Origin of the sequence: Nautilia sp. PV-1, assembly GCF_004006315.1 — a bacterium.
GTDB lineage: Bacteria > Campylobacterota > Campylobacteria > Campylobacterales > Nautiliaceae > Nautilia > Nautilia profundicola_A.
Map to the genome: position 1 here is coordinate 1,209,091 of NZ_CP026530.1, position 25,657 is coordinate 1,234,747.

A 25,657-nucleotide genomic window follows, 5' to 3' on the forward strand; every position below is an offset into this window, starting at 1 on the left:
GGATTGTAATGCAAACGGAAATTTTAAAAGCTTTTTTGATTACGGCGGTGTTAGGTTTCATTATCGGACTGGAAAGAAGCGTTTCTTTTTCCCAGGAAAACGAAGAAGGCTTTGCAGGTACAAGAACGTTTGTGCTGATTTCGATTTTCGGATTTATTTCCGCATGGGTTAATACCAAAGTAGAATATTTTCTGCTTATTTCTTTTTTTATATTCGGGCTGATAGTTACGGCAGCGTATTTTTTAAAGGTTTATCATTATTCAAGACAGGGGACAACTACGCATATTGCGGCTCTTATAACTTTTCTTTTAGGTGTTATGGTATTTTACAACCAGACCTCGCGCGCAATATTTATTGCCGTAATTACGGTTGTTATTTTAAATCTTAAAACAAAACTGAAAAAAATAGAAACAACCCTAACCCAAAAAGAAATTAACGCCGGAATTCTTCTATTGATAATGACATTTATTCTGCTTCCAATTCTTCCGGATAAGCCGGTAGGCCCGTTAGAACTGTTTAATCCGTATAAAACGTGGCTGATGGCCGTCATAATAGCGGCGCTTTCATTTATCGGATATCTAGGAATTAAATTTTTCGGAGAAAAAAAAGGAATACTTTTCACTGCGGCCGCCGGAGGATTTATCAGCTCTACCGCGGTTACCGCTTCTCTTTCGGCAATGTTTAAAGACACTAAAAACTCTATAAACACCTATGCGTCCGCAATAGCTATAGCCAATACGCTGATGTTTGCCAGAGTGCTTATAGAAACATATATAACAAATCCAGCAATTATAAAACACATAATAATACCTTATACCGCCGCATTTGTTTACGGTATCTGGTTTTCTTACTATTTTTATAAAAAATCTCTTGAAAACATACAGACGACACTGAAAAAACTCGAAAAAAACCCGCTTGAACTAAGCGAAGCGATAAAATTTGCACTAATATTCGCCGTAATTTACGCACTTGTCGAATACTCCAACAGACATTTCGGAAATTTAGGACTTTACATAATTTCGTTTATTTCCGGATTTACCGATGTTGACGCTATTACACTTTCTCTTGGCGAACTTAGCAGACATTCGTTAAGTATTCAAAACGCCGCGGTTGGAATAGCAACGGCATCTATAAGCAACACGCTTACTAAATTTTTTATTGTTCTGTTTTTTTCAAAAGAACTTGCAAAAAAAATGTTAATTTTCTTTATACCTGAAATATTAATATTATCCGTGTGTTTTGTTTTTATATTTTTCTGATTTCGTTTTTATAATCATTTTTGATAAAATTCAGCAAAAAAAAGGAACTTTATGAATGTAATTACCGGAAGAGTATGGAAGTTCGGAGACAATATCGATACGGATTTGATTATTCCGGCAAGATATCTGAATACTTCCGATCCTCATGAACTTGCAAAACACGTAATGGAAGACGCAGATCCTGAATTTCCAAGCAAAGTAAGACCTGGTGACATTATAGTTGCGGGATACAATTTCGGAAGCGGCTCAAGCCGCGAACACGCGCCTATCGCACTTAAAGCAGCAGGTGTTGCAGCGGTTATAGCAAAAAGTTTCGCCAGAATTTTTTACAGAAACAGTTTTAATATGGGACTACCTATTTTTGAACTTCTTGAAAGTGATGAAATCAATGAAGGAGATTTGGTAAAAATAGATTTGGACAACGGTATTATCCATAACGTTGACACAGGAAAAGATTACAAATTCACTCCGATTCCGGAATTTATGCAAGAGCTTATCGCAGCCGGAGGGCTTATAAATTTTGCCAAAGAAATGCTAAAGGAAAACAAATGAAAACATACAAAATAGCCATTATAAAAGGTGACGGAATCGGCCCTGAAATCGTAGAAGAAGCGATAAAAGTACTTGACGCCGTAGCAAGTAAAGAAGGCTTTAATTTCGAATATAACGAATACCTTTTAGGCGGTGCGGCCGTAGACGTATTCGACAATCCGTGTCCGGACGAAACCATTAAAGGCTCTTTAAATTCCGACGCAATTCTTTTCGGTGCGATAGGAGGCCCTAAGTGGGAAAGCCTTCCAAAAGAAAAAAGACCTGAATCAGGACTTTTGAAACTCAGAAAATCACTCGGTCTTTTTGCGAATATAAGACCGGCTATAATTTTTGACGAACTGGTTAACGCTTCAAGCCTTAAACCGGAAGTTATCAAAGGTGTTGACCTTACTGTCGTAAGAGAGCTTACCGGTGGAATATATTTCGGAGAGCCTAGATACAAAGACGACAACAAAGCCTACAACACTATGGTTTACAGCAGGGACGAAATAGCAAGAATTGCAAAAGTCGCATTTGAAGAAGCAATGAAAAGAAACAAAAAAGTAACTTCTGTAGACAAAGCAAATGTCCTTGAAGTAAGCGAACTTTGGAGAGAAGTTGTAGAAGAAGTTGCCAAAAACTATCCGGAAGTGGAACTTGAGCACATGTATGTCGACAATGCGGCAATGCAGCTTGTAAGGGATCCCAAACAGTTTGACGTTATCCTTACCGGAAACATATTCGGCGATATTTTAAGCGACGAAGCAAGTATGATTGTAGGAAGTATCGGACTTCTTCCGAGTGCAAGCGTAGGAGGAAAAGTAGGACTGTTCGAACCGATCCACGGAAGCGCTCCGGATATCGCGGGACAGGGAATCGCAAATCCGATTGCCACAATTTTAAGTGCTGCCATGATGCTTGATTTCTTAAACGAAACGAGCGCTGCTGAAAAAATCAGAAATGCTATAAAAGCAGTGCTCAAAGAAGGCTACAGAACAAAAGATTTGGCTGCATTTGACGCTAAAGAAGTTGTTACAACAAGTGAAATGGGAAGTTTAATAGCAGACCATGCCGCTAACTAAAACAAAAACTTACGCAAGAATACTTGAAACTCAAGGGTTTAAACAAGAAGCCCTTGAAATTTACGAGGAACTTCTGAAAGAAAACAAAGACCCGGAAATTATTGATGCCATTGAAAGGCTTAAAAAAAGAAAATTTTTTGAAGGCGTTAATGTTTTAAAACTGAAAGAATTCAATGAAATCAATCAGCTTAACAGATATGATTTCGAACAATGGCTAAGTGAAATTTAAGGATTGCTATGGATTTAAAAGACACCATACTGGAAACTCTTCAGGAAATAGAAGAAAGCGCAATAAGCGAAGAAGAACTCTCTCCTGCAAGCAAGTGTGATAAAGAATTTTTAAAACACATTAAAGAGAGAATTCTTGTTTTATTTGAAGGCCTTCAATCGCCTAACACTGAAAATCTGGACGTAAAACTGGATGTAACACTGAACTTTTTAGAATACCTGCTTGTAAAAATAGATGAAAAACTCAAAAAATAATTGAGAATTGAGAATGGAGAATGAAGAATTAAACTTTCTTAAAAAATTTTTCGCTCCGTACACTTCCCGAGTTTACCTAGTAGGCGGCTGCGTACGTGACGAAATACTCGGAATAAAATCAAAAGAATTCGACATAGAAGTATATGACATCACTCCGGAGAAATTTGACGTTTTAATGCAAAAACTAGGTGCAAAAGGTGTTGGAAAAAGTTTTTTCGTTTATAAATGGAAAAATTTTGACATATCCCTGCCGAGAACGGAAACGAAAACATCTGCAGGGCACAGAGGTTTTGAAGTGAGCCTTACCCAGGATGAAAAAACAGCTTCAAAAAGAAGAGATTTCACCATGAATGCGTTAATGAAAAACATTTATACAGGAGAGATGCTGGATTTCTGGGGAGGCGTCAGAGATATAAAAAACAGAATTATCAGACATATTGACGACAAATCTTTTGCGGAAGATCCTCTGAGGGTTTTAAGAGCCATGCAGTTTGCTTCGAGACTTAAGTTTAAAATCGACAAAGGCACAGTAAATATATGCCGAAAACTTAACCTTTACGAACTCTCTCGCGAACGCATTTTTATGGAATTTGAAAAGATGTTTAACAGTAAATACCTGTATTACGGATTTTATTATTTTATTACTCTGAATATAGCCCGAAAACTTCTAAACATCACTTTTACAAAAAGAGAATTTTTTCATCTTTCCAAAATATACAAAACCAACCCCATTGAAAGTTATTTTCTGTATCATTTAAGATATTATAAAAATATAAAAGCAGATTTATTAATAACATCTCTGTCTCTTCCGAATAAATTAAAAAAAGAAATAAAAATAAAAAAACTGCCCAAAACGGTAACAAACAGATTCCTTTACGCCTTAAGTCTTAAATACCCTCTTAAAACGTTCAGCATACTGAACAACTGCTGCTGCAGAGAATGGATCAAAAAAGAAAATTTATGGGATAAAAAATACAGGCCAAAACAGATAAACCCTGAAAATCCAAGACTTTCAATACTGCAGGAAATAAAAAAATATGATAAAATCATACTCAAAAAGGGATAAAATGAAATATACTCTTTTAATCCAGTGCGATGATAAAAAAGGCCTCGTATACAAAATATCAAAAGTGCTTTTTGAAAATGATTTCAATATAGAAACACAGCAGGAATTTGTAGACAAAGAAAACAACAAATTCTTTTTCCGTGCGGTTATTGCCGGTGAGGTTGACAAAGAAAAACTTAAAAAAGAGATTCTAAAAGTTGTTCCATGCGCTGATATTGAAATTTTCAAAAAAAGAAAAAAAAGACTTTTCCTGCTTGCAACAAAAGAAGCCCACGCATTAGGCGATATTTTAATAAAACAGTATTCTGGTGATCTTGATGTCGAAATTATAGGAGTCATCGCAAACAGAGACAATTTAAAAGACCTTGTGGAAAAATTCAATATCCCTTTTTATTATATTCCGGCCGAAGGCAAAAGCAGGGTTGAACACGAAAACGAAATGCTTGAAATAATACAGCCGACAAATCCGGATTTTATTATTCTTGCAAAATTTATGAGAATACTGACACCTAATTTCGTAGAAAAATTCCCTAATAAAATCATAAACATCCACCACTCTTTCCTTCCGGCTTTCATCGGAGCGAATCCTTATAAACAAGCATATGACAGAGGCGTTAAAATTATCGGCGCAACCGCCCACTTTGTAAACAATAATCTTGACGACGGCCCTATTATCGAACAGGACGTAACAAGAGTCAACCATGAAATGAACTGGGAAGAGATGAGAGTTCAAGGAAGGGATATAGAAAAAATAGTTTTAAGCAGAGCTATTAAAAAAGCAATTGAAGACAGGATATTCGTATATGCCAATAAAACCATTATTCTCTAAATATAAATGACTGAGAGTAAACTGAAAATGGAAAACAAAAAATGAAAAATGAAAAAATCGATAAAGACGAAATAAAATATCAGATATTAAAAGACAGGCTAAGAAATATTTTTTTAAAAAAACCTAAATCGGTAGCAAAAATTTTCGAGCATCTGATAAAAAGGGCCAATCGTGTTTAATGTTGTACTTTTCAACCCTCAAATCCCTCCTAACACAGGAAATATTGGAAGACTCTGCGTAAATGCGGGAGCCAGGCTTCATATAGTAAAACCTATCGGATTTGATATTAGTGAAAAAGCGGTCAAAAGAGCCGGTCTGGATTACTGGGACAAACTGGATCTTACCATATGGGAAAGCACTGAAGAGTTTTTAAAAAACACCGATACGTCAAGATGTTTTTTCGCTACTACCAAAACAGACAAACCTTATTTCGAAGCAGAATTTAAACCGGGTGATTATATTATATTCGGAAGCGAGACCAAAGGTATTGACGAAAACATTTTAAGACAATTTTACGACAACTGTATAACTATTCCTATGACAAAAGAAGGAAGAAGTTTAAATTTGGCCGTCAGTTGTGGTATCATTCTTTATGAAGCCATCAGACAAAACTTTAAAGGCAGCTTATGAATAAAAGAAAAAATGAAAGCCTAAACCAATACCTTCTGGATGAAAAAGAGTTCAAAATATTTATCTCCCTGCAAAAGAAATTGAATGAATACTTAGAACTTCTAAATTATCTTTATGAAATTAAAAAAATAAAATATACGATAATGATTATTAAAGCGTCAGAAAAAAGTATAAAAGAAACCTTGAGCAATATAAGAAAAACCGATATTTTCTTAAAAATTCCTTACACAAAAAATCATTATATACTGCTTTTGCAAAACACGGAATGCAAATCTGCCGTTGAATTCGGAAGCAGACTTACCAGCCTTATTAACAGAACATTTATGCTTAACAAAAAAAACATTTCCCACAAAGTATCATTAATTTCTTTTGAAAAAACACCTCCAAAAACAATTGATATTTGCTATGAAATATTATATATAATGAAAAAATTCAAAGAAAAAACCGGTGACGACTACTGGGTAGAAATAAAAAGGTTTTAAATGACAACAGAAAAATTTAAAGGCGAAGTAGAAACATTAAAAAAATTTTTCCAGATATACTGCAGTGAAAAACATACAGGGCAGTATGAAAAAACTTACGATATAAAATATAAAGATCTTGATTTATCTATAAAGGCAAATTTATGCGACGAATGTCACAGTCTTCTGGATTATGCCATTCACAGACTGCAGGAATGCCCTCATGATCCGAAACCAAGATGCAGGAAATGCCCTAACCCGTGTTATGAAAAAGACAAATATAAACAAATGGCAAAAATGATGAGATTTGCCGGAATGAAACTGGGACTGACCAAAGCGGCTCAGAGGCTTAAAAAAATGTTTAAAAAGAGCTGAATATTTTCAAATAACTTATTACTTCCCAAAAAACAGCTTCTTTGTTTCGTTCACTGCTTCTCATTTCCAATTCTTTATTTAACAAAAAATTAAGCAGTTCATAATAGTCTTTTTCTTTAAATTTAATGGCTAAATTTACTCTTTGATTATTTATATGAATCGGAAGCCTGTATCCCAAAAGTCCTTCAAGTGTTGAAGCTCCTGTTTTTTTTATATACAAATTATACATATATAAATCTTTGATATATTTTATAAGTGCCGGAATAATACGCTTAAAATCATTTGTTTCCAAAAAGTAATTAAGGTTTTCATAAAATTCTTTTCCATTTAATATAAGCATAAAAAGTTCTTCAAAACTCTCTTCCCTATATTCAAAAACTAATTTTTTTACATCGTCCAAAGAAATTTTCGAAGAATAATTTGCAAGTTTCTCAAGCTCAGTTTTTAAAAACATGGCCTCAACACTGTTTGCCAGATACATTTTAGCCTCATGTGTAATTTCGATATTTAAATCTTTTGCATAACTATTTATCACTTCAATAATATCTCTCGTATTAGGTTCAAAAAATCTCACAAAATTCTTACCGAAAACTTCCGGTTTTTTATTTCCGTAGTAAAAGAAAAACAGATAGCTTTCTTTTACGGATTTTACAAGTTTGTCAATATTAGGAGGAATTTTATTGTGTTTTATTATCAGAACATTTTTACCTCCGAACAAAGAAGATTCTGATAAATGCGTTTTAGCTGTGTCAAAATTGTATTCGTCGAAATAAAGTTTTAATATATTTTCATTCTTAAATTTTTTTAATATTTTATTTTCATATTCCTGAAGATAAAAATTGTTTCCGAAAAATACACAATAATTTGGAATTTCAGGCAGTTTGTCAAAATCTTTTTTATACATTTGCGCCTTTTTTGTATAATTATACAATAATTAAAAAGGAGAGAAAATGAAGAAAATTTTAGCTTTATCATTAATTACTTCAAGTTTATTATTAGCAAACGGTTACAAAATTCCTGAACAGTCGCTAAACGGTATGGCGTTAAGCGCAGCAAACGTTGCAAATGCACACGGTGCTGACGCAGCTTATTACAACCCCGCCAATATGGTATTTAATCCGGACAAAAATAGTTATGAATTTTTAATGAGTTATATATATTTACCTAGTGTAAAATTCGAAAACAGCGACGGTTCTGTTTATAACTCAAGAAAAGAAACGTTTTTAGTACCTCAATTCCATTTCGTATCAAAAGACATGGGAGGATGGAGATGGGGTGTTTCACTTACAACTCCAGCCGGACTTTCAAAAAGATGGGATGATCCAATACCACAGGCTGGTGCGAAAGAATTTACTTTAAAAACTTATGAATTAAATCCATCTATTGCTATTCAATTAAATAACAATGCAGCTCTTGCTTTTGGTTTAAGAGCAGTTAAAAGCGAAGGTATTGCTAATGGAACAGTACCAGGAACATATTCTTTCTATTTAGACGGCACATCAACCGACTATGGATGGAATGTGGCATATTCATTACAAAATGACAAAAGAGACACAAAATTTGCAATTACATACCGTTCAAAAGTAGACCTCACGCTGAAAGGAAATGCCAACGGATATTTAGGTACATATTTATTTAATACTGAGGGAAGAGCAACACTTCCAATTCCAGCTGCATTAAACGTAGCATTTGCAAAAACATTTAATAAAACAACTGTGGAATTTGTATTCGAAAGAACATTCTGGTCAAGATATAAAGAGTTAAATTTCGATTTCAACGATCCAGTTGTAGAAAATAGCTTTTTAGGTCAACCAAAACCTAAATATTGGAAAAATGCAAATACTTATAGAATAGGTATCACACATCAATGTACGGAAAAACTTACAGCAATGCTTGGCTACAGTTATGACAACACGCCTATTCCTGATTCAACAGTTGATTTCAGTTTACCTGACAGTGATAAAAATATATTCTCAGGAGGATTAAAATATAAAGTAGACGACAGAATGAGTTTAGGTTTTTCTGCTTTATATGCAAAACAAAAAAGCAGACATGTAACTGCTAATGCTGCATTAGGCAGACCTGAAGGAACATTTTCAGACGGCGGTGCGTTATTAATGGCATTCGGAATGGATTACAGTTTCTAATCCTTCTTTTTTATATTTTTATACTTATTTTATTTAAACAACACATATCAAACAACAAAGTGACAGACATTTTATAAATTAAAAGAGTAAAGAACAACCTTTACTCTTCAATTTCCTTAAGCTTTACTTTACCTTTTATTTTAGCTGTAGCAATATTTGAACTCACTATTTCAATATCCACTTTTTCAAACAGATTATATTTTTTCTTGTCTTTTAAAAACACCCTTGCACCTAACAGTAAATCTTCCGTTATTTTTGCAATAGGAGGTATTTCAGTATCTTCAATTATTCCTTTGTAAACTTCATTTATATGTCCTTTTGCATATCTGGCATATTTTCTGTCATAAAAATCCCACTCGACTTTCATTGCTTCTCTTTCAAGTTCGCTTATTTTTACAACAAGAGCTTCAATATTTCTTAGAATATACTCCATCTGTTTTTTATCATTCCTCAATATTGCTTTTAACAGTCTGTGTAAAGTCAAATCCGAATATCTTCTTATAGGTGATGTAAAATGAGTATATTTTTCAAATCCTAAAGCATAGTGGCCTATATTTTTAGCATCATATCTAGCCTGCTGCTGAGAGCGTATTATAAGTTTATCTACTTCTTTTTCAATACCCATCATTTTAGCCTGCTTTTGTATATCTCTTACTACTTTTACAAAATCTTTTTCATCTACATCTACATTTATACCCAAAGCTCCTAAACTTTCGTAAAGTTCATCGATACTGTTGCTTGAAGGTTTTTCATGCACCCTGAATATTCCGAAATCCATCATTTTAGCAGCAGCTTTATTTGCTAAAAGCATACAGTCTTCAATCAGTTTATGTGAAGGCGTTTCCTTTTCAAGCTCAATACTTTCGATAAGGCCGTCTTTGTTTAGCGTCATTTTTATTTCGTCACTGCTGAAATCCAAACCTGTTTTTAATCTTTTCGTTCTAATCTGTTTAACCCTGGTCCATAAAGGCATAAGCCACTTGAGTATTTCCGTGTCTACTTCATCGGTATTTTCAAATTTACCGTCAAGAAATTCATCTATTCTGTCATAAGAATACTTTCTTTTCGAATTAATGACTGCTTCGAAAAGTTCTTCTTTTACAACTTCATTTTTATTATTAAGTTTTATTTTAAATACAAAGGCAAGCCTGTCTTCATTTTCTTTTAAAGAACACATATTTTCACTCAGTTCTCTCGGAAGCATAGGCACGGATTTATGAGGAAAATAAATACTAAACCCTCTTTCTTTTGCTTCTTTATCAATATTGCTGTTTACAAAAACATACTCACTGACATCCGCAATTGCGACATAAAGCTCATTGTTTTCCAAATCAAAATATATTGCGTCATCATGGTCTTTAGCTGTAGGAGGATCAATAGTACAAAAAGGTAAATGGGTCAAATCAACTCTATGAGGATATAAATCTTTATCGATATAGTCTCCAAAAGCTTTTGCCTCCGCAATGGCTTTTTTGCTGAACTCTTCTTTTTTATTGTATAAAGCAAGCGATATTTTTTCATCTACCCAAGGATCGTCAAGCACACCTAACACATCAATAATTTTATTCGTATAATTGTCAACCTTAAATACTGCACCTTCGGGCAGTTTTTTTAATGTTTTTTTCTTTTCCGCTACAAAAGTCTGAAGATCGGTTTTTATATTTTTTAATACAGGTATTTTTTTGTTATTTTTGTATTCAAATGTAAGATAAACGACGCTTATACTGAAAGCCTTTTCTAAAATATATACAACTTTGGCTTTAGGTCTGCCTTTTTTATTAAAAAGCTTTTCGGCTATAACAAGATCCCCTCTGCTTGCACCATTTAAATGCTCCGCTTCTATTAAATAGTCTTTTTCTTTAACGCCAATCGGAGTTAAAAATCCGAAACCTTTTTTTGTTACGTCTACTTTGCCTATTCTGTATTTGGATTTTAATTTAATTATTTTAGAATCGCTGACGATCCTAAGGGCAATTAAATCGTTAACTATGTCCCTTTTATCCCTGGGTACATCTTTTGAAGCGATACCCTGTACTAATTTATATGCAAATTCTTTCAATACTATCCTTTTACCAGATCAACAGCAAGCTGTAACGCCTCAGTGTCTAAACCGTAATTTTCCGCCAGTTCAAATGCTTTTTTCTTACTATCATCATCAAACGGTTTTATCATGTCAACTAAAGTTTTTAATACCAAAAGAGCTGCGCTTTCAGTTTTATAGTTTCCTTTTGGATCATTTATATTGCTCATTGATTCAATTAAATCGTCACTGAAGTTCCAGTGTTTAAATATCTCTGTCGTAACATCGGTGGTAGTTGCGCCGACATATTCTTTTTCTAAACTTTCTCTATCTTCTCCGCTTGCGAGTCTATTTTTAAAACTTTCACTTTTACCGTCATTATTCAATATCAATGATATAACCACGGCACCAAGATCGATTAAAAATGAGTTGGTTGCTAGAATATCAAGTCTGTTTCTGTCTCTTTTGAACCAGTTAATTGCAATAGCGTTTCTTTGTGATGCCACATCATGGAATTTTGTTTCATTAATTCCATAAGCGCTTAAATCAAATTTAAGGGAGTTTCTAATAGCAAAAGAAATTGCAAATCCTTTTACAGTTGACATTCCAAAAAGCGACACAGCCTGATCAACATTTTTAATCTGTCTAGTAAAACCGTATAAAGGCGAGTTCGCTGCTTTTAACAGGTTAGCAGTCAGCATTGGGTCTTCTTTTACAATTTTAATCAAATCGCTTATTGAAGAGTTAGGGTCGTTTGTAATTCTTTGAATTTCCAATACACTTTTTGGTAAAGGTGGCAAAGATTTAATCTGGTTTAAAATTTTCTCATTCATCTATACTCCTTAGTAGTTTATATATTTCGTCATTATTTCCATAATCGTTTAAATAAATTTTCAAAACTTCTTTAGCTTTTATTTTATCATTTTTTTTAAGTAAAATAAGTGCAAACATCTTCCAACTTTGATATTTTGAAGGATCAATATTATTTGCTTTTAACGCCCAAAGTTTTGCATTTACCAAATCATTCTTATTATAATAATAATTTGAAATTACAATTGCCGTATCATATGACGGTTCTTTATTAAAAGCTTTAATTAAATCTTTAATATTAATAGGCTCTTCTTTAATTTGAGGAATTACCTGTATATTGTTTGAAACAGTAGTAACTTTATCGTTTTTTTTTGGCGTCTCTTTTTTAACTATTTGTGTTTTTTGTAATTTTTGCACCGGTTCTTTTGCGACGTTTATATCGCTTGGTTTGATTTTTGGTACGACAAATGACAAATTTGGTGTCAATGATTCACTGTTTGCCTGTTTTTTAACAATCTTTTGGTGTTTATCTTCTGTATTGCTTTTTCTAACTGTTTTTTCAATAGGCTGTTTATTTTCAGTTCTAACAACAGCTTTCTTTTTATTTACTGTGATATTTTTATCTTTTAATTCATTGTCCGGTTTTGTATTTGTGATTTTTTTTAAGTCAACTTTTATTTCAGGAGTTTTGTTTTGTTTAGGCTTTGACAAATAATCAATTCCAAAATATGTCCCGGCTGCGAGAAATAAAATAGTAATCGTAATAAAAGTATATTTTTTTATTTTATTACGATTATACATTTTTTCAAGTTCATCATATCTATGCATGAAACTCCTTAAAATCCATATAAGCCATTTCAATATATTTATTTGATAAATTATCCAAATTAACTTTGTCTGGATTTTTGTTATAAAAATACTCTAAAATATCAAATAGTTTAAACATGAGCTGATTAGTCGCTCTTAAAGAGCCTTTTGTATATTTATATATAAGATTGTAATTTTTCTTTTTAAGCATTTCTGCTACATCTATTAAGTTAGCTTTTAAAAGTTTGGTTTTTATAAAATTTTCAAGTTCATCTCTGTTTGCTTTATTTACTTTTAAGATATAGTTTATTCTTGTCTGAAAATGCTTTTTCTGCATTAATTTTCTAATATCCGTATCGTGAGTGGCAAATACAATCGTTATATTACCTTTATCGGCATAAATACGAAGATTTTCAAAAGTATCTTCAGACAAAAGCTGGGCTTCATCAATAAGAAAAATCTGATAATCGTTTAAACTAAGCTGTTTTAAAATAGATAAAATTGAATTTATTTCTAAATAAGGATTTGAAATATAAAACACGTTATTTTGATCTTTCAGTTGATTATATACCGATTTTAATATCATACTTTTTCCGCTTCCGGCTTCACCGGTTACAAAAATCATTTTTTCTTTCTGCTTAAGTGCATTTAAGAGATCTTTTTTTGTTTTCTCTACAGCCGAAAGCGGAACATAAAATTTTAAGTCAACAACGTCTCTAAAAACCTCTTTGGCTTTATTTAAGTTTGCCAAAGCCTAAATCCCTTAATGTTTTTTTCTTATTTAAATTAATTATATGCGGTGTTATAACAAATACCAACTCTTTTCTTGATGTTACTTCTTCTCTTGAAGAGAATAAATATTTAATTAAAGGAATTTCTTTTAATACAGGAACTCCATTAACCTGCAGTGTTTTATCATTTGTAATAAGACCTCCAAGTACTAACGTCTGATTGTTTTTAAGTTTTACTACGCTTAACATTGTATTGTCTTTAGTATCAGGCGGCATATCCCTTAAATTATTGTTTAACTGTGTCTGATCTTTAAAAGCACTGATTCTAGGAGCAATACTTAAAATAATATCACCATTATCACTAATTTGAGGTGTTATATCCAATACTACACCTACAAATTTACTATCAATTGTATACTCTGTATTCGGATTTCCATTTTGATCGGTTGTTACTTTAGAAGCATATTTATAATAAATAGTATCACCTACACTGATAATCGCTTTTTGATTATTTAATGTAACAACTTTAGGATTTGATAAAGAGTTTACATTCCCGTTTTGCGCTAAAAAATTTAAAAATCCTGCAACATTAAATTGTGCAGAAGAAAATACAGCATTTTTTCCAAAAACTGTGGCAGCTCTTAACGGAACGCTTAACGGATTTTCTGAAAAAGTACCGTTATGATTATTATTATAACCTAAACTGACAGACAACTGTGACCAGTCTATACCTGTTTTATGAGATTTTGAAAGTTCTACACTATAAATTTTTACATCAATTAACACTTCTTTTGTAAGTCTGTTCATCATTGTGTTAACATATTTATCTACGGCATCAATCTGTTTTTTTGTTCCGGTTACAGTTATTAAACCTACAGCTTTATCAATAATAGGAGGTTTATATTCATCTGAAGTATTTTTTAAAATTGTTTCAATATTGTCCTGTACTTTATCCCAAAAATCAAACGTATATTCATTTTTAACTTTACTGTCAGTCGCATCTAAATTACTCTCACCTACCCTATTGCTTGAAATAAAATCAAGTTTATAAGTTTTTGTTTTATAAAAACTTACATCTAAAGTATTACCGTGTAAGTCATAAAAAAGACCTCTTTTTGACAAAATTAAATCAAGTATCTGATTTAGAGTATAATTTTTAACTCTGATAAAAGGCATTTTATTTTTAACTTCGGCTTTTGATTCTTTATCGTCATAAACGATGTTAATATTACACTTTTCTGTTACCAACAGATCCAAAAACTGCTGTATCGTTAATCTATCCTGTGTATTTATACTGTTTGAATATGTAAAAAGTTTATTTTCACAATTCGCAAACAGTGAAATCGCCATAAAGAAAATCAGTACTAATTTTTTCATTGTTTATCCCTTAACATAGGTATTTTTTGATTTATTGTTTTATAAAGAGTTTTGTCTTTACATTTAAATACTGCATCAGTTTCAGTAAGTTTTGAAAGTCTGCAGTCATATATTTTTTCATTTAATTTTATCCATTTTTTAGTTATTTTGATAAGTTGTTCACCTAAATATTCCTGAATTTTTATATATGCTTTATTTCCGAAAACAGAAAGAAGCGTAATTTTAACTCTTTTTTTAATTTGAGCATTTTTACTGCTTGCCTGTGCTCCTGGAAAATATTTTGGAGGTGCATAAAAAGGACTCTTTACTTTACTCAAATTTTTAATATTAAACTCATAATTGATAATTTTATTTGTATAATCCAAATAAATATCTTTTTGAGTTGCCCCTTTAGCATATATAAATGCTATAATCCCTGCTATTAATGTTAACTTTTTCATTTTTCATACCCATATAAAGTAAATTTTACTTTAAAATTTTTATTTTTATCGATAGTAATGCCTTCAATTCTTAATAAATCTCTCAAATCTTCATATTGATATATTAAATAAAGCAGGTTTTTATATGCACCGCTTACATTTAAATTGATTTCCATTTTTTTATTAATCAAACCTTTATCATTATTATAAACTTTATTTGTGAATCCTAAAACTTTTAATCCCTCTTTTTTGGCATTTTTAACTAAATCTTTTACAAATTCACCCCACTTATACTGATTAAACTGTACGAAATCTAAAAGATTTGCCAGTTCATCATAAAAATCTTTCTGTTTTTTAAGCGCAGTTTTTTCAAGAATCAAGTTTTTTATTTTTTTTCTTAGTGTAATTATTTGCGCATTTAAAACATTTCTTTTTGTTTTTAGTGACACGAGCTGAGATTTTGTTTTAATATATATATTCATCTGAGTATCTCTGTAATTTTTAGCCTGAGGTAAAAGAAAATAAAAAACAACAAAACCAATCACCACTAAAATCATTAAATAAACCATCATCGTATCTTTAGGAGACTTTTTATAAAAATAATCGTCTATTCTGTTTATCACTTTCATTCTACAATCCTAATAGTGGCTTTATATTTTTTATCGGAATAAGTTACTCCGTCAGTCTGGACATTAAAACCTTTTTTTACCAAATCATCAATTAAATTAGGAATTTGAGTGTCCTTAAAAGAAAAAACATTTATTTCAAATACACCGTTATCATAATTTAAATGGTTTAAATATACATTATCTTTATTCATCAGTAAAGTAATATCAACGAGTTCACTTGATTTAGGAATATAAGAATATTTAAACTGATAAATATCTTTAATAAATTTTTTAGTAAATGCAATATCTTTTGCGTATTTTTCACGTTCAGCCATAATATTTTTTTCTTGTTTTTTAAGATTTTTAATTTGTCCGCTAAGCTTTGCATTATCTACTATTAATTTTCTTAATTCAGACTGCAAAATATGATTTTTATTCTCATACGACATACCGTTAAAATATAAATAAGCCGGATAAATCCCCATACCTATGATAGATGCAAAAAGAATTAAAAACAGTCTTCCGCTCGGTCTATATAAAAACGTAGGTTTTCTTAAGAAAAGAGAAAAGTTATATTCCTGATCTTCATTTCTGTAAGCATTATGCGCTTCAAGCATTCCAAGAAATAAAAACGGATTTACAGAAAGTCTGTCCAGGTTATATTCTTCATAAAAATCAAATCCGAAAGTATCAATTCCTACGATTTTTTGTATATATTCTTTTAAACCTTCAATGTTCCCGTATTCTGAAGTCACAAATATTCTGTCTATATCGCTAATATTATATTTAAGACCTATTTTTTCTATCTGTGAATTTACTATATTCACTAATGATAAAAATTCATCTTGTATTATATCCAAAACCGCCTTTTCCGCATTTGTATATTTAAAACTGTTTACACCTTTTTTAGTAAGCAGTTTTTCAAAAACGCTTATATCAAAATTTTTAATTTTTAATTTCCCAAGCGCTTCATAGACTTTATCCAATCCACCTGAAATAGTTACAATGCTTAATAGTTTCCCTTCATTATAAAATGTTAAGAAAACTTTATCATATAAAAATACAACAAACAGATCGTTTGCTTTTTGAATAATTTGTTCATCATATAACGCTTTGTACGCAAACGCAGGAAAGGATATATAATCAATATACCCTGTTTCATCCAGAATATCTTTATAACCGTTTTCGATAAAGCCGGCAGGTACAATAATAACCTCTACGGTTACTATTTTTTCATCTTTCATGGAATCGATTATTTTATATTTAATAATATATTTTTCTGTTTCGTCTACACCCGCCTCTTCATATACTTTTGTTTCAATAAAATGTTCAAGATCGACTTTTTCAATTACGTTTTTTTCTATTTCAAAACTGTAAAATATAGCATGTTCTATAGGAATGTATGTAGATAAAAGAGCTTTGGATTTAAGTGAACCTCTGTAAATTCTTATTAATTTTTTCTTTGTATATAAAATAAATCTATCATGTCCCTTAACCCCGATTACATCATCGATATTATAATCATATTTTTTCAAAAATCCCGGTTTAAAATTAATTTTTTTTAATTCTGGTTTTTTCATAATTCTACCTCATATCCAAGTTCTTCAAGCATCTTTTTATTCTTGCTCCATCCAGGCACGACTTTTACATACAGTTCCAAATATATCTTTTTACCGCTGAAATTCTCTAATAATTTCCTCGCGTAAATACCGATATCTTTGATTTTTCTGCCTTTTTTACCTATGATCATGCCTTTTTGAGAGGCTCTTTCTACAATAATTGTAGCATATATTTTATCCAAATTGTCAAATTCCTCTATTTTTTCAATTAAAATATCCGTTTCATACGGCAATTCATCACCTAATTTCTCAAATAAAGCTTCTCTGATCAGTTCTTTATATATATCTCTGATATGTTCGGTGGAAATTATTTCAGGGTCATAATAATAAGGATGTTCTGGCAGATGTTTCACTATTGTACCTAAAAGTTCATCTTTTCCTTTTCCTTCAACAGCGCTTATAGGAATTACATCCAAAGCTTTGCCTATTTTCTTATATTCTTCTATTTTCTTTTCTACTTCTTCTTTTGAAACCAAATCCGTTTTAGTTAAAACCACAATATGTGGGATATTTTTTGTATTAAGTTCTAAAAACCATTCATAACCGCTTAAATCATCCCTCACATCAGCCAAAAACAATACTAAATCACTATCTCCCAATGCTTTAAGCGCTTCTTTGAGCATAAATTTATTAAGAAGTTTTTCTTTTTCGTGCAGTCCAGGAGTGTCTAATAAAATTATCTGATCATCTCCATGCATTACTATGGCATTTACTCTTTTCCTGCTGGCATTTGCTTTAGGAGAAACAAGAGCTATTTTTTCTCCTAACAGCCAATTTAAAAGAGTTGATTTTCCAGCATTCGGTTTTCCAAGTATACCGACAAATCCGCTTTTAGGCATATTAACCTTTCATTATAAAATATATTTGGTAATTTCTTCGCTTTCTACTATATCGTCAAGTTTGGATTTAACATAAGCTTCATCTATAATAAAATCTTTTCCTGCATATTCATCAGCTTCAAAATTTATATCTTCAAGCACTTTTTCAATTACAGTATGAAGACGTCTTGCACCGATATCTTCTGTTTTCTCGTTTGCAAGATAAGCATATCTTGCAATTTCTCTAAGTGCTGCTTCTTCAAATACCAAATTAACTTTTTCTACTTCTAATAATTTTTGATACTGCTTAATAAGAGAATGTTTAGGTCTTGTCAAAATCTGATACAGCGCTTCTTCATCAAGACTCTGAAGTTCAACCCTTAAAGGGAATCTACCCTGAAGCTCAGGTATAAGATCACTCGGTTTGCTTACATGAAAAGCTCCCGCAGCAATAAACAAAATATGATCAGTATTGACATATCCGTATTTTGTATTAACGGTAGAACCCTCGACTATAGGAAGCAAATCCCTTTGTACCCCTTCTTTTGAAGGATCCTGTCTTTGATTTCCGGTTGCAGCGATTTTATCTATCTCATCTATAAAAATAATCCCGTTTTCCGCTCTTTTTAAGGCTTCTTTTTTTAAATCTTCCTTACTGATAACTTTTTCGGCTGCTTCGCGTCTTAAAAGCTCTTTTGCTTCTTTTACGGTAACTTCTTTTTTTTCTTTGTTTTTATTAAAAATTCCTATAATTTTTACGATACTTTCCTGAGCTTTAATCATTTCCGGAGGAAGATTATCATCACCTTCAGGCATTTCTTCAATTTCGATTGTTATTTTAAGATGATCGACTTCTCCTTTTCTAACACGTTCTTTCATTTTTTCAAAAGAATGCTTATATTCAATTTGTTTTTGCTCCGGAGCATTTTTCGGAAGAGGAGGCAAAAGTTTTTTCGTAATCTCTTCTATTATATTTTCTTCAATCTGTTCTTTTGAATTTTCTTCCATTTCTGCTCTGACTAAATTCATAGAATTATTAACAAGATCTCTTATCATAGACTCAACATCCCGACCGACAAACCCCACTTCCGTATATTTGCTGGCCTCAACTTTTACAAAAGGCAGTTTCATCATTTTAGCCATTCTTCTTGCTATTTCGGTTTTACCAACCCCTGTAGGACCTATCATAAGAATGTTTTTTGGCATAATATCGTCCTGCCACTCTTTTGGCAGCTGCATTCTTCTGTATCTGTTTCTAAGAGCTATGGCTATTGTCTTTTTAGCGTCTTTCTGACCGACAATATATTCATCTAAATACGCAACTATCTGCTTTGGAGTCATACTCATTCTATTCCTTTTCAAGTTTTAATATTTTAATATTATGATTAGTATATATGCATAAATCAGCGGCTATATGAAGTGATTCTTTTACGACTTCTTCAGGAGACAAATCTGAATGTTTCACCAAAGCTCTTGCAGCTGAAATGGCGTAATTTCCGCCGCTTCCAATTGCAGCAAGTTCACCGTCTTCCGGCTCTACAACGTCACCGTTGCCGCTTAAAATAAATATATGTTTTTGATTTAGCACTATCATCATAGCTTCAAGACGTCTTAGATATTTGTCCTGCCTCCAAGCTTTTCCAAACTCTATAACCGATTTGACCAAATCGCCTTTTCTGTTTTCAAGGTTTTTTTCAAACATGTCAAACAGTATAAACGCATCGGCAGTGCTGCCGGCAAATCCTGCAAGCACTTTACCGTTATACAATGTTCTGATTTTTGTAGCGTTGCCTTTTAAAACAGTATGTCCGAAAGTCACCTGTCCGTCACCGCCGATAACGGCAACACCGTCTTTTTTATATCCAAGTATGGTTGTCGCTTCCATATTAATATTCATTATTCGCCCTCAACAACTATATTTAATTTAGCATGTATTCCGTGTCCGAGTTTTACATCAACGGTATATTCACCAACAGTTTTAATCTGTTTCATTTCAATGTGTTTTTTATCTATTTCAATACCTTTTTGCTGTAAATGCTCAGCTACTTCTTTATTAGTTATTGCACCGTAAAGCTGTCCGTTAGCTCCTAATTTATGTTTAATATGGAGTGTGACGTTTTCTATTTTCTTTTTAAGTTCATTTAAAGCAGCAAGCTCTTTTTTTAATTCTTCTTCTTTTCTTTTTTGTTCTTCCTGCCATTCTTTTATAACTTCATCCGTCGCAAGTTTTGCATAGCCCTTAGGAATCAAAAAATTTCTTGCATATCCGTCTTTTGCATTTTTAATTTCTCCAGCTTTTCCTAAACCTTTTACATCTTTAATTAATAAAACCTTCATAAAAATCCCTTTTTTTATTTGCATTTTACTAAATTTTAGTTAAAATAGCAAAAATGTCATTTTCATATCATTAATTAAAGGTTAATAATGAGACCAACTCCAGTAAATGAAGAAGTAACCTTCGAAGATGCGGGCGTCGTAAACCGACCGATTATCAGCAAAACAGACTTAAAAGGTATTATTACTTATGTAAACAATGCCTTTTGCAAACTCTCAGGATATTCAAAAAATGAACTCATAGGCAAACCTCACAATATAATCAGACATCCGGATATGCCGAAATCCATATTTAAACAGTTATGGAGCACTATAGAAAAAGGCGATAAATTCAGAGGATTTCTAAAAAATTTAAGAAAAGACGGAAAATATTACTGGGTTGAAGTTTTTATAGAACCTATTTTTGACGAAAACGGAACAAAAATAGGCTACATATCTACAAGAAAGCAAGTCTCGGAATCTGATAAAACAAAATACGAACAACTTTACCAAGAAATGAAAAAAAAGGAAGAATGATGTTAATTATTACGAAAAACGGTCAAATTACTGCTATTGACAAAGAACTGTTAAAACTCTTAAACACAGATTTATCGTCAGTATCTGAAATGGTAAACACATTAAATCTGGAGCTTTCATCAATTCAGTCAGAACCTTTAAATTTAAACGGGCATCTATTTAAAGTCAAAGAAATTGACCTGCTGACAGTTGATGATATAAAAACATTCGATCTTTCTGTTTCAGAAGAACTTTCAGAAACAGCCTTTACAGAAATCACCGAATCTTCACCTTCTTTATCAGAAACATATGAAGAACCGGAAGAAACTCATTTTGAACCTAAAATATTAGAAGAGCAGCATTTAGAACCTGCTTTTGAGCCTAAAATTGAACAAAAAGAAGAGCCTGAAGTATTTGAAGAAAAAAGTGAAGATTTCCTTGTAATTCCTGAAGAAAAACCTGAAAATAAAGAAGAAGAAAACGTTTTAGATATAGGATTAATAAATATTCCGGAAGAAAAAACACCTGAACCCGAAGAAGAAAAAGAAAATAAAGACAAATTAATTAATATTGAAGAAGAAAAAATAGAATTTGAAATACCTCATGAAGAAATTGCAAAAACATCGGAATCTGAACTCAGTGTTCCGGAAGACGGCATTATAGAAATTTCTTTTGAAGACGATCTTGAAGAAATAAGAAACATATTAAATATGAACAAAGAAGAATTCAATAAAGCCATAATTTCAGAATTAAAAAAAGCTTCTGAAGAATTGGGGCTTGATTATAATGAACTGCTTAACTGGCATGACCAGCTTATTGAACAAATAAAAGAAGAAAAAAAAGACATTTACAAATTTATGGAAAAAAAAGATTACACAAACCTACATGAAAGCTATCACAAATTAAAAGGTGCAGCTCTTAATCTCAGACTCTCACAAATTGCTCTTGTCCTTAAAAAACTTGACGAACTCTCAAAAGCACATGAAGACATAGAAAAAATCAAAGCAATTACAGATGATTTTTATAAATTAATTGAAAACGAATCGGTTAATTTAGCCGAACAGCAGGCTGAAGAAAAAGAAGAAAACAAACAAGACTCAACAGACGTTCAAGCTGACAAATTTGTTGAAAACATTATATTAAAAACAATACAGACATACCTGAATACACAAAACGAAGCACAATTCCAAAAAGATAAAAAATATATCGAAAAGCTATTAAATACAAAGATCGATTCTATTGAAGATTTAGAAAAAATAGTTAAAGGAATGTAATGAAAAAAATATTACTGATTTTTACTGTTTTTTTATCTGTTAATCTGTTTGCACAAAATTTATATTTTGAAGCTTTTAAAGATGTAAGAAAAGCCAAAAAAGTCATTAAAACAGATCCGGAAAAAGCGCAAAGACTCTTTATTGAAGCTTACAGTTATTTAAAACAGCTTGTAAACAATTCTATTAACAACAACAAACCTTCAGCCAATTCTTTCACATTACTCGGAAACATGTACTTAAACGGATGGGGTGTAGATAAAAACGAAGACGAAGCGATAAAACTTTTATGCGGAGCAAAAATACTCGGAAGCAGAAAAGCTGCAAAAGAATTGAGAAAAATCGGGGCAAAATGTAAAAAAATTAATTTTAAGGAGCTTAAACAATGAAAATGTCATTAACCAAACTGTTAGCATTAGCTATTTGGATACCTTCACTGGTATTAATCTCATTCAGTGGTTATTTTTTGTACAACAGTTATCAGAAATACGTTAAAACGGAAAAAAGTTTAAAATATTTGGAATTGGCAAAAAGAATTGAAAACATGCTTGTTGCCATTGGTCAGGAAAGGGGTACGAGCTCTATTTATTCAGTTTCAAAAGGACAGTTTCCAAATTCAAAAAAATTACTCAAAAGTAAAAGAATTTTAGTTGACAATTCTATTAGAGATTTTAAAAACTTCATCAAAAAAAATCCGGAATTTTATAACGAAACAAAACAGATAATCACTCTTATCAATAAAATGCCTGAAATAAGAAGAAATATTGATCATTTTAAAGACAATTATATTAAAAACGAATTTTTTAATTACTATACCCAGTTATCAACACAGCTTATGAATACCGAAGGTAGAATCTTAAAAAGATTCCCTGACGAATTAAAACCTTATTATTTATTAAAACTTCAATTCGAAAAAATGGTTGACTACACCGGTATTATTAGAGGTTTTGGTTCATACTATATTACTGCGGACGAACCTATCAGTGAAAAAGAATATAAACACATTTTATTAAAGTATTACCATGATACAAACATTCTGTTAACGTCTGTTTTAAAACACCAGTCTGCTAATGAACTTTATAACAGTAAACAGTTTAATAAAATTGAAAACGCTATTAAAGAGGTAATGTTCTACTTACAACAAGCCAACCAAGAATATTACCTAACAAGCGAATTTAACGGTTATCCGATTGACTCATTGGATTATTTTAACTTATTTACCAAAAGAATTTCTTTCTTTAACCAGACTATTCACCATTTAAATAATGATATTACAAAAAGACTTCAGGAAATTGTTTCAAATGCAGTAAAAACGAGAAACATCAACATCATCGTTTTCGTTATCGCAATATTGCTATTAATCATCGGTTACTATTTACATAGAGCAATTTTAAGACATATTAAATCACTTTCTAACTTATTAACATCATTAACTCCGATTACCGGTAAAGAAATTAAAGTTGACATCACTACTCCGGACGGAATGAACGAAGCATTAAGAATCGTGGATGAAGCTATTAAAGTCACCCAGGAATCTGTAAAAAAAGCGGAAGAGGCAACAAAGGCAAAATCTTTATTCCTTGCAAACATGTCGCATGAGATCAGAACTCCTCTTAACGGTATTTTAGGTTTCTTAGAGCTTTTAAACACTACAGAACTTACAGAAGAACAGTTAGACTATGTTAATACGATCTCTCAGAGTGCAAAAAACCTCTTACAGATCGTTAACAACATTCTTGACGTATCAAAAATTGAAAGTAACAAAGTTTCACTTGAATTAATAGATTTTAAAGCTGTTGATGAATTTGAAAACACTCTTGAACTGTTCGGTACACCGGCTGCACAGAAAAACATTGAACTCACAACCCAAATTTCTCCAAATATTCCTTCAGTAATTAAAGGAGATATTCTTAAAGTAAAAGAAATCCTTACAAACTTATTGAGTAACGCTATTAAATTCACACCAAACAACGGCCATATACACGTTAAAATTCAACTTGAAAAAATAATAGACAATAAAGCAAAAATATACTTTGAAGTTAGAGACAGCGGTATAGGTATGAGTGAAGAACAAAAAGAGAAAATATTCGATGCTTTCTCACAGGCCGATGAATCTGTTACCAGAAAATACGGAGGGACAGGCCTGGGTCTTACTATTGTAAAATCTTATGTAGAAATGATGGGTGGAAAAATTTACCTAGAAAGTGAACTTAACAAAGGTACAAAATTCTATTTTGACATTTTATTTGACATAATAGATCCTACACCTAAATTTGCAAAAAACATTTTTGCTCATAAAGAAATCGCTATTTTAAATACTGTTACCGAATCATTAAGAAAAGAAACAACATTAGAATATCTTTCTTATTTCGGAGCTGAAAAAGTAGGAGTTAATGATGCAAATGAGCTTATAACTCTTCAAAACAGAGAAAAATTTGACGGTGTAATGGTATTTTATGAAGAAAGCGACAGAAAAACGGTAGAAGAACTTGCAAAAGTAAATATTCCTATGATTTTCGTAGCTTCTTATGCAAAGAAAGAAGAAATTAACAAACTCGATTACCAAGCTGTAATATTCGATCCTAACGTTCCTTCTAAAGTATTTAAAGCATTAGAGGCAATCAGCGAAGCTCAGACAGAAACCGTTACTAAAACTCAAGCCGCAAAACCTCAGCATAAAGATATTTATTCACTTAAAGCATTAATAGCTGAAGACAATCCGATTAATCAAAAACTGCTTCAGACAACACTAAAATCTTTAGGTATTGAAAGCGATCTTGCCAACAACGGTCTTGAAGCATTTAATAAATATACGATTAACCCGGACAAATACGACGTAATCTTTATGGACGTACAGATGCCTGTTATGGACGGATTAGAAGCAACTCAGGAAATACTGGAATTTGAACAGGAAGAAGAAATAGATCATACTCCGATTATTGCAGTTACAGCCAACGTATTAAAAGGCGACAGGGAAAGATTCCTAGGTGCCGGGATGGATGAATATATTTCTAAACCAATTTCAAAAGACGCACTTCTTAAAATTTTGGAAAGAGTCGCGCACGGAGACTTTAGTAAACACTTCACCGAAGCACATACACAAGAAGTGCCGCAAAAAGAAGAAGCTAAAAACAAAACTGAGGAATCAGAGCTGCAGTCAACACAGCCTGAGGAAAAATCTTCAGTCATATTGGCAACTACAAGCCCATTCCTTTCTAGTTATATTAAACATATAATTAATGATATAATTACGGTTGAAAATATTGAAGAACTAACAAAAGCATTAAGCAAACACAGACATGCGATTATTATGATTGATGAAAATTTCGATAAAAGAGACGAAATTAGATTTTTAATAAAATCTCTTAAAAAACTAGAACCTAAAAAAATAATAGTTTTAGGCGATGAAGAGGTTGAAGAAGCGGATATTACTCTGACCGATCTTAAACCGGAAACAATACAAAACGTAATAACTAAAGGATAAA

General features: G+C 31.8%; 29 protein-coding genes. 16 read left to right on the top strand and 13 right to left on the bottom strand.

The window, feature by feature from the left end:
• The first annotated feature begins 8 nt into the window (after positions 1 to 8).
• The 11 genes from C3L23_RS06545 to C3L23_RS06595 are packed head-to-tail and all read left to right on the top strand — an operon-like array spanning position 9 to position 6,716.
• Entirely contained in the window at positions 9 to 1,259 is a 1,251-nt protein-coding gene (locus tag C3L23_RS06545) for an MgtC/SapB family protein (protein WP_127681046.1), read from the top strand.
• A gap of 51 nt (positions 1,260 to 1,310) precedes the next feature.
• The gene (leuD, locus tag C3L23_RS06550) at positions 1,311 to 1,811 is read left to right on the top strand and encodes a 3-isopropylmalate dehydratase small subunit (protein ID WP_127681048.1); all 501 of its coding nucleotides are present in this window, start codon (positions 1,311 to 1,313) and stop codon (positions 1,809 to 1,811) included.
• The gene (leuB, locus tag C3L23_RS06555) at positions 1,808 to 2,872 is read left to right on the top strand and encodes a 3-isopropylmalate dehydrogenase (RefSeq protein ID WP_127681050.1); all 1,065 of its coding nucleotides are present in this window, start codon (positions 1,808 to 1,810) and stop codon (positions 2,870 to 2,872) included. Before leuD ends, leuB begins: the two co-directional genes overlap by 4 nt.
• Positions 2,859 to 3,101, top strand: coding sequence for a tetratricopeptide repeat-containing protein (locus C3L23_RS06560; RefSeq protein ID WP_127681052.1), 243 nt, complete (start codon positions 2,859 to 2,861; stop codon positions 3,099 to 3,101). The genes leuB and C3L23_RS06560 overlap by 14 nt, the downstream gene beginning before the upstream one ends.
• Before the next feature lie 8 nt (positions 3,102 to 3,109).
• The gene (locus C3L23_RS06565) at positions 3,110 to 3,355 is read left to right on the top strand and encodes a hypothetical protein (protein WP_127681054.1); all 246 of its coding nucleotides are present in this window, start codon (positions 3,110 to 3,112) and stop codon (positions 3,353 to 3,355) included.
• Positions 3,356 to 3,368: 13 nt separating this feature from the next.
• Positions 3,369 to 4,421 (top strand): CCA tRNA nucleotidyltransferase, encoded by a 1,053-nt coding sequence (locus C3L23_RS06570; RefSeq protein WP_246831055.1) that lies wholly within the window; start codon positions 3,369 to 3,371, stop codon positions 4,419 to 4,421.
• Between the two features lies 1 nt (position 4,422).
• Positions 4,423 to 5,250: a formyltetrahydrofolate deformylase gene (gene purU / locus C3L23_RS06575; protein ID WP_127681058.1), complete on the top strand. Its 828-nt coding sequence runs from the start codon at positions 4,423 to 4,425 to the stop codon at positions 5,248 to 5,250.
• A gap of 41 nt (positions 5,251 to 5,291) precedes the next feature.
• The gene (locus C3L23_RS06580) at positions 5,292 to 5,429 is read left to right on the top strand and encodes a flagellar M-ring protein FliF (protein ID WP_127681060.1); all 138 of its coding nucleotides are present in this window, start codon (positions 5,292 to 5,294) and stop codon (positions 5,427 to 5,429) included.
• Complete coding sequence (locus C3L23_RS06585; RefSeq protein ID WP_127681062.1) at positions 5,422 to 5,880, top strand: tRNA (cytidine(34)-2'-O)-methyltransferase; 459 nt, start codon at positions 5,422 to 5,424, stop codon at positions 5,878 to 5,880. The genes C3L23_RS06580 and C3L23_RS06585 overlap by 8 nt, the downstream gene beginning before the upstream one ends.
• Positions 5,877 to 6,362, top strand: a complete 486-nt coding sequence (locus tag C3L23_RS06590; protein ID WP_127681064.1) for a hypothetical protein — start codon at positions 5,877 to 5,879, stop codon at positions 6,360 to 6,362. Before C3L23_RS06585 ends, C3L23_RS06590 begins: the two co-directional genes overlap by 4 nt.
• Positions 6,363 to 6,716, top strand: a complete 354-nt coding sequence (locus tag C3L23_RS06595) for a nitrous oxide-stimulated promoter family protein (protein WP_127681066.1) — start codon at positions 6,363 to 6,365, stop codon at positions 6,714 to 6,716.
• Here the strand turns inward: C3L23_RS06595 and holA are convergent.
• Positions 6,703 to 7,620 carry a DNA polymerase III subunit delta gene (gene holA / locus C3L23_RS06600; protein WP_127681068.1) on the bottom strand — a complete coding sequence of 306 codons (918 nt, stop codon included), beginning with the start codon at positions 7,618 to 7,620 and terminating at the stop codon, positions 6,703 to 6,705. The two genes, C3L23_RS06595 and holA, sit on opposite strands and share 14 nt — an antisense overlap.
• A gap of 46 nt (positions 7,621 to 7,666) precedes the next feature.
• Here holA and C3L23_RS06605 point away from each other — a divergent pair, with 46 nt between their 5' ends.
• Positions 7,667 to 8,863: an OmpP1/FadL family transporter gene (locus C3L23_RS06605; protein ID WP_127681070.1), complete on the top strand. Its 1,197-nt coding sequence runs from the start codon at positions 7,667 to 7,669 to the stop codon at positions 8,861 to 8,863.
• A gap of 100 nt (positions 8,864 to 8,963) precedes the next feature.
• Here C3L23_RS06605 and C3L23_RS06610 read toward each other — a convergent pair whose 3' ends face one another.
• From C3L23_RS06610 to rplI, 12 genes are read right to left on the bottom strand one after another with little or no spacing between them, the layout of a single operon-like run.
• Positions 8,964 to 10,922, bottom strand: coding sequence for a ribonuclease R family protein (locus tag C3L23_RS06610; protein WP_127681072.1), 1,959 nt, complete (start codon positions 10,920 to 10,922; stop codon positions 8,964 to 8,966).
• Positions 10,923 to 10,924: 2 nt separating this feature from the next.
• The gene (locus C3L23_RS06615) at positions 10,925 to 11,716 is read right to left on the bottom strand and encodes an HDOD domain-containing protein (RefSeq protein ID WP_127681074.1); all 792 of its coding nucleotides are present in this window, start codon (positions 11,714 to 11,716) and stop codon (positions 10,925 to 10,927) included.
• A complete protein-coding gene (locus tag C3L23_RS06620) occupies positions 11,709 to 12,521 on the bottom strand; it encodes a M48 family metallopeptidase (protein ID WP_127681076.1) in 813 nt (270 codons plus the stop codon). The genes C3L23_RS06615 and C3L23_RS06620 overlap by 8 nt, the downstream gene beginning before the upstream one ends.
• Complete coding sequence (locus tag C3L23_RS06625; RefSeq protein WP_127681078.1) at positions 12,514 to 13,251, bottom strand: ATP-binding protein; 738 nt, start codon at positions 13,249 to 13,251, stop codon at positions 12,514 to 12,516. The genes C3L23_RS06620 and C3L23_RS06625 overlap by 8 nt, the downstream gene beginning before the upstream one ends.
• Positions 13,235 to 14,608, bottom strand: a complete 1,374-nt coding sequence (locus tag C3L23_RS06630; protein WP_127681080.1) for a type II secretion system protein GspD — start codon at positions 14,606 to 14,608, stop codon at positions 13,235 to 13,237. Before C3L23_RS06630 ends, C3L23_RS06625 begins: the two co-directional genes overlap by 17 nt.
• On the bottom strand, positions 14,605 to 15,048 hold the full coding sequence (locus C3L23_RS06635) for a hypothetical protein (protein ID WP_127681082.1): 444 nt from the start codon (positions 15,046 to 15,048) through the stop codon (positions 14,605 to 14,607). Before C3L23_RS06635 ends, C3L23_RS06630 begins: the two co-directional genes overlap by 4 nt.
• Positions 15,045 to 15,656, bottom strand: coding sequence for a hypothetical protein (locus C3L23_RS06640; RefSeq protein ID WP_127681084.1), 612 nt, complete (start codon positions 15,654 to 15,656; stop codon positions 15,045 to 15,047). Before C3L23_RS06640 ends, C3L23_RS06635 begins: the two co-directional genes overlap by 4 nt.
• On the bottom strand, positions 15,653 to 17,215 hold the full coding sequence (locus tag C3L23_RS06645) for a hypothetical protein (RefSeq protein WP_127681086.1): 1,563 nt from the start codon (positions 17,213 to 17,215) through the stop codon (positions 15,653 to 15,655). The genes C3L23_RS06640 and C3L23_RS06645 overlap by 4 nt, the downstream gene beginning before the upstream one ends.
• Positions 17,212 to 18,093 (bottom strand): GTPase Era, encoded by an 882-nt coding sequence (gene era / locus C3L23_RS06650; protein ID WP_127681088.1) that lies wholly within the window; start codon positions 18,091 to 18,093, stop codon positions 17,212 to 17,214. Before era ends, C3L23_RS06645 begins: the two co-directional genes overlap by 4 nt.
• A 12-nt stretch (positions 18,094 to 18,105) precedes the next feature.
• On the bottom strand, positions 18,106 to 19,419 hold the full coding sequence (hslU, locus tag C3L23_RS06655; RefSeq protein ID WP_127681090.1) for an HslU--HslV peptidase ATPase subunit: 1,314 nt from the start codon (positions 19,417 to 19,419) through the stop codon (positions 18,106 to 18,108).
• 1 nt (position 19,420) lies between these two features.
• Positions 19,421 to 19,969 carry an ATP-dependent protease subunit HslV gene (gene hslV / locus C3L23_RS06660; RefSeq protein ID WP_210402409.1) on the bottom strand — a complete coding sequence of 183 codons (549 nt, stop codon included), beginning with the start codon at positions 19,967 to 19,969 and terminating at the stop codon, positions 19,421 to 19,423.
• A complete protein-coding gene (gene rplI, locus C3L23_RS06665) occupies positions 19,969 to 20,409 on the bottom strand; it encodes a 50S ribosomal protein L9 (protein ID WP_127681092.1) in 441 nt (146 codons plus the stop codon). The genes hslV and rplI overlap by 1 nt, the downstream gene beginning before the upstream one ends.
• 87 nt (positions 20,410 to 20,496) lie before the next feature.
• Here rplI and C3L23_RS06670 point away from each other — a divergent pair, with 87 nt between their 5' ends.
• Genes C3L23_RS06670 through C3L23_RS06685 form a run of 4 tightly spaced genes read left to right on the top strand, consistent with a single transcriptional unit; the run spans position 20,497 to position 25,656 of the window.
• Positions 20,497 to 20,922, top strand: a complete 426-nt coding sequence (locus tag C3L23_RS06670; protein WP_127681094.1) for a PAS domain-containing protein — start codon at positions 20,497 to 20,499, stop codon at positions 20,920 to 20,922.
• Positions 20,922 to 22,175: a hypothetical protein gene (locus C3L23_RS06675; protein ID WP_127681096.1), complete on the top strand. Its 1,254-nt coding sequence runs from the start codon at positions 20,922 to 20,924 to the stop codon at positions 22,173 to 22,175. Before C3L23_RS06670 ends, C3L23_RS06675 begins: the two co-directional genes overlap by 1 nt.
• Complete coding sequence (locus C3L23_RS06680; RefSeq protein ID WP_127681098.1) at positions 22,175 to 22,561, top strand: sel1 repeat family protein; 387 nt, start codon at positions 22,175 to 22,177, stop codon at positions 22,559 to 22,561. Before C3L23_RS06675 ends, C3L23_RS06680 begins: the two co-directional genes overlap by 1 nt.
• The gene (locus C3L23_RS06685; RefSeq protein WP_127681100.1) at positions 22,558 to 25,656 is read left to right on the top strand and encodes an ATP-binding protein; all 3,099 of its coding nucleotides are present in this window, start codon (positions 22,558 to 22,560) and stop codon (positions 25,654 to 25,656) included. The genes C3L23_RS06680 and C3L23_RS06685 overlap by 4 nt, the downstream gene beginning before the upstream one ends.
• Position 25,657: the final 1 nt, after the last annotated feature.

Excerpts from the sequence above, each read along its gene's own strand:
- C3L23_RS06545 (WP_127681046.1), top strand. The coding sequence starts at position 9 with ATGCAAACGGAAATTTTAAAAGCTTTTTTGATTACGGCGGTGTTAGGT.
- leuD (WP_127681048.1), top strand. The coding sequence starts at position 1,311 with ATGAATGTAATTACCGGAAGAGTATGGAAGTTCGGAGACAATATCGAT.
- leuB (WP_127681050.1), top strand. The coding sequence starts at position 1,808 with ATGAAAACATACAAAATAGCCATTATAAAAGGTGACGGAATCGGCCCT.
- C3L23_RS06560 (WP_127681052.1), top strand. The coding sequence starts at position 2,859 with ATGCCGCTAACTAAAACAAAAACTTACGCAAGAATACTTGAAACTCAA.
- C3L23_RS06565 (WP_127681054.1), top strand. The coding sequence starts at position 3,110 with ATGGATTTAAAAGACACCATACTGGAAACTCTTCAGGAAATAGAAGAA.
- C3L23_RS06570 (WP_246831055.1), top strand. The coding sequence starts at position 3,369 with ATGGAGAATGAAGAATTAAACTTTCTTAAAAAATTTTTCGCTCCGTAC.
- purU (WP_127681058.1), top strand. The coding sequence starts at position 4,423 with ATGAAATATACTCTTTTAATCCAGTGCGATGATAAAAAAGGCCTCGTA.
- C3L23_RS06580 (WP_127681060.1), top strand. The coding sequence starts at position 5,292 with ATGAAAAATGAAAAAATCGATAAAGACGAAATAAAATATCAGATATTA.
- C3L23_RS06590 (WP_127681064.1), top strand. The coding sequence starts at position 5,877 with ATGAATAAAAGAAAAAATGAAAGCCTAAACCAATACCTTCTGGATGAA.
- C3L23_RS06595 (WP_127681066.1), top strand. The coding sequence starts at position 6,363 with ATGACAACAGAAAAATTTAAAGGCGAAGTAGAAACATTAAAAAAATTT.
- holA (WP_127681068.1), bottom strand. The coding sequence starts at position 7,620 with ATGTATAAAAAAGATTTTGACAAACTGCCTGAAATTCCAAATTATTGT.
- C3L23_RS06605 (WP_127681070.1), top strand. The coding sequence starts at position 7,667 with ATGAAGAAAATTTTAGCTTTATCATTAATTACTTCAAGTTTATTATTA.
- C3L23_RS06615 (WP_127681074.1), bottom strand. The coding sequence starts at position 11,716 with ATGAATGAGAAAATTTTAAACCAGATTAAATCTTTGCCACCTTTACCA.
- C3L23_RS06620 (WP_127681076.1), bottom strand. The coding sequence starts at position 12,521 with ATGCATAGATATGATGAACTTGAAAAAATGTATAATCGTAATAAAATA.
- C3L23_RS06630 (WP_127681080.1), bottom strand. The coding sequence starts at position 14,608 with ATGAAAAAATTAGTACTGATTTTCTTTATGGCGATTTCACTGTTTGCG.
- C3L23_RS06635 (WP_127681082.1), bottom strand. The coding sequence starts at position 15,048 with ATGAAAAAGTTAACATTAATAGCAGGGATTATAGCATTTATATATGCT.
- C3L23_RS06640 (WP_127681084.1), bottom strand. The coding sequence starts at position 15,656 with ATGAAAGTGATAAACAGAATAGACGATTATTTTTATAAAAAGTCTCCT.
- C3L23_RS06645 (WP_127681086.1), bottom strand. The coding sequence starts at position 17,215 with ATGAAAAAACCAGAATTAAAAAAAATTAATTTTAAACCGGGATTTTTG.
- era (WP_127681088.1), bottom strand. The coding sequence starts at position 18,093 with ATGCCTAAAAGCGGATTTGTCGGTATACTTGGAAAACCGAATGCTGGA.
- hslU (WP_127681090.1), bottom strand. The coding sequence starts at position 19,419 with ATGAGTATGACTCCAAAGCAGATAGTTGCGTATTTAGATGAATATATT.
- hslV (WP_210402409.1), bottom strand. The coding sequence starts at position 19,969 with ATGAATATTAATATGGAAGCGACAACCATACTTGGATATAAAAAAGAC.
- rplI (WP_127681092.1), bottom strand. The coding sequence starts at position 20,409 with ATGAAGGTTTTATTAATTAAAGATGTAAAAGGTTTAGGAAAAGCTGGA.
- C3L23_RS06670 (WP_127681094.1), top strand. The coding sequence starts at position 20,497 with ATGAGACCAACTCCAGTAAATGAAGAAGTAACCTTCGAAGATGCGGGC.
- C3L23_RS06675 (WP_127681096.1), top strand. The coding sequence starts at position 20,922 with ATGTTAATTATTACGAAAAACGGTCAAATTACTGCTATTGACAAAGAA.
- C3L23_RS06680 (WP_127681098.1), top strand. The coding sequence starts at position 22,175 with ATGAAAAAAATATTACTGATTTTTACTGTTTTTTTATCTGTTAATCTG.
- C3L23_RS06685 (WP_127681100.1), top strand. The coding sequence starts at position 22,558 with ATGAAAATGTCATTAACCAAACTGTTAGCATTAGCTATTTGGATACCT.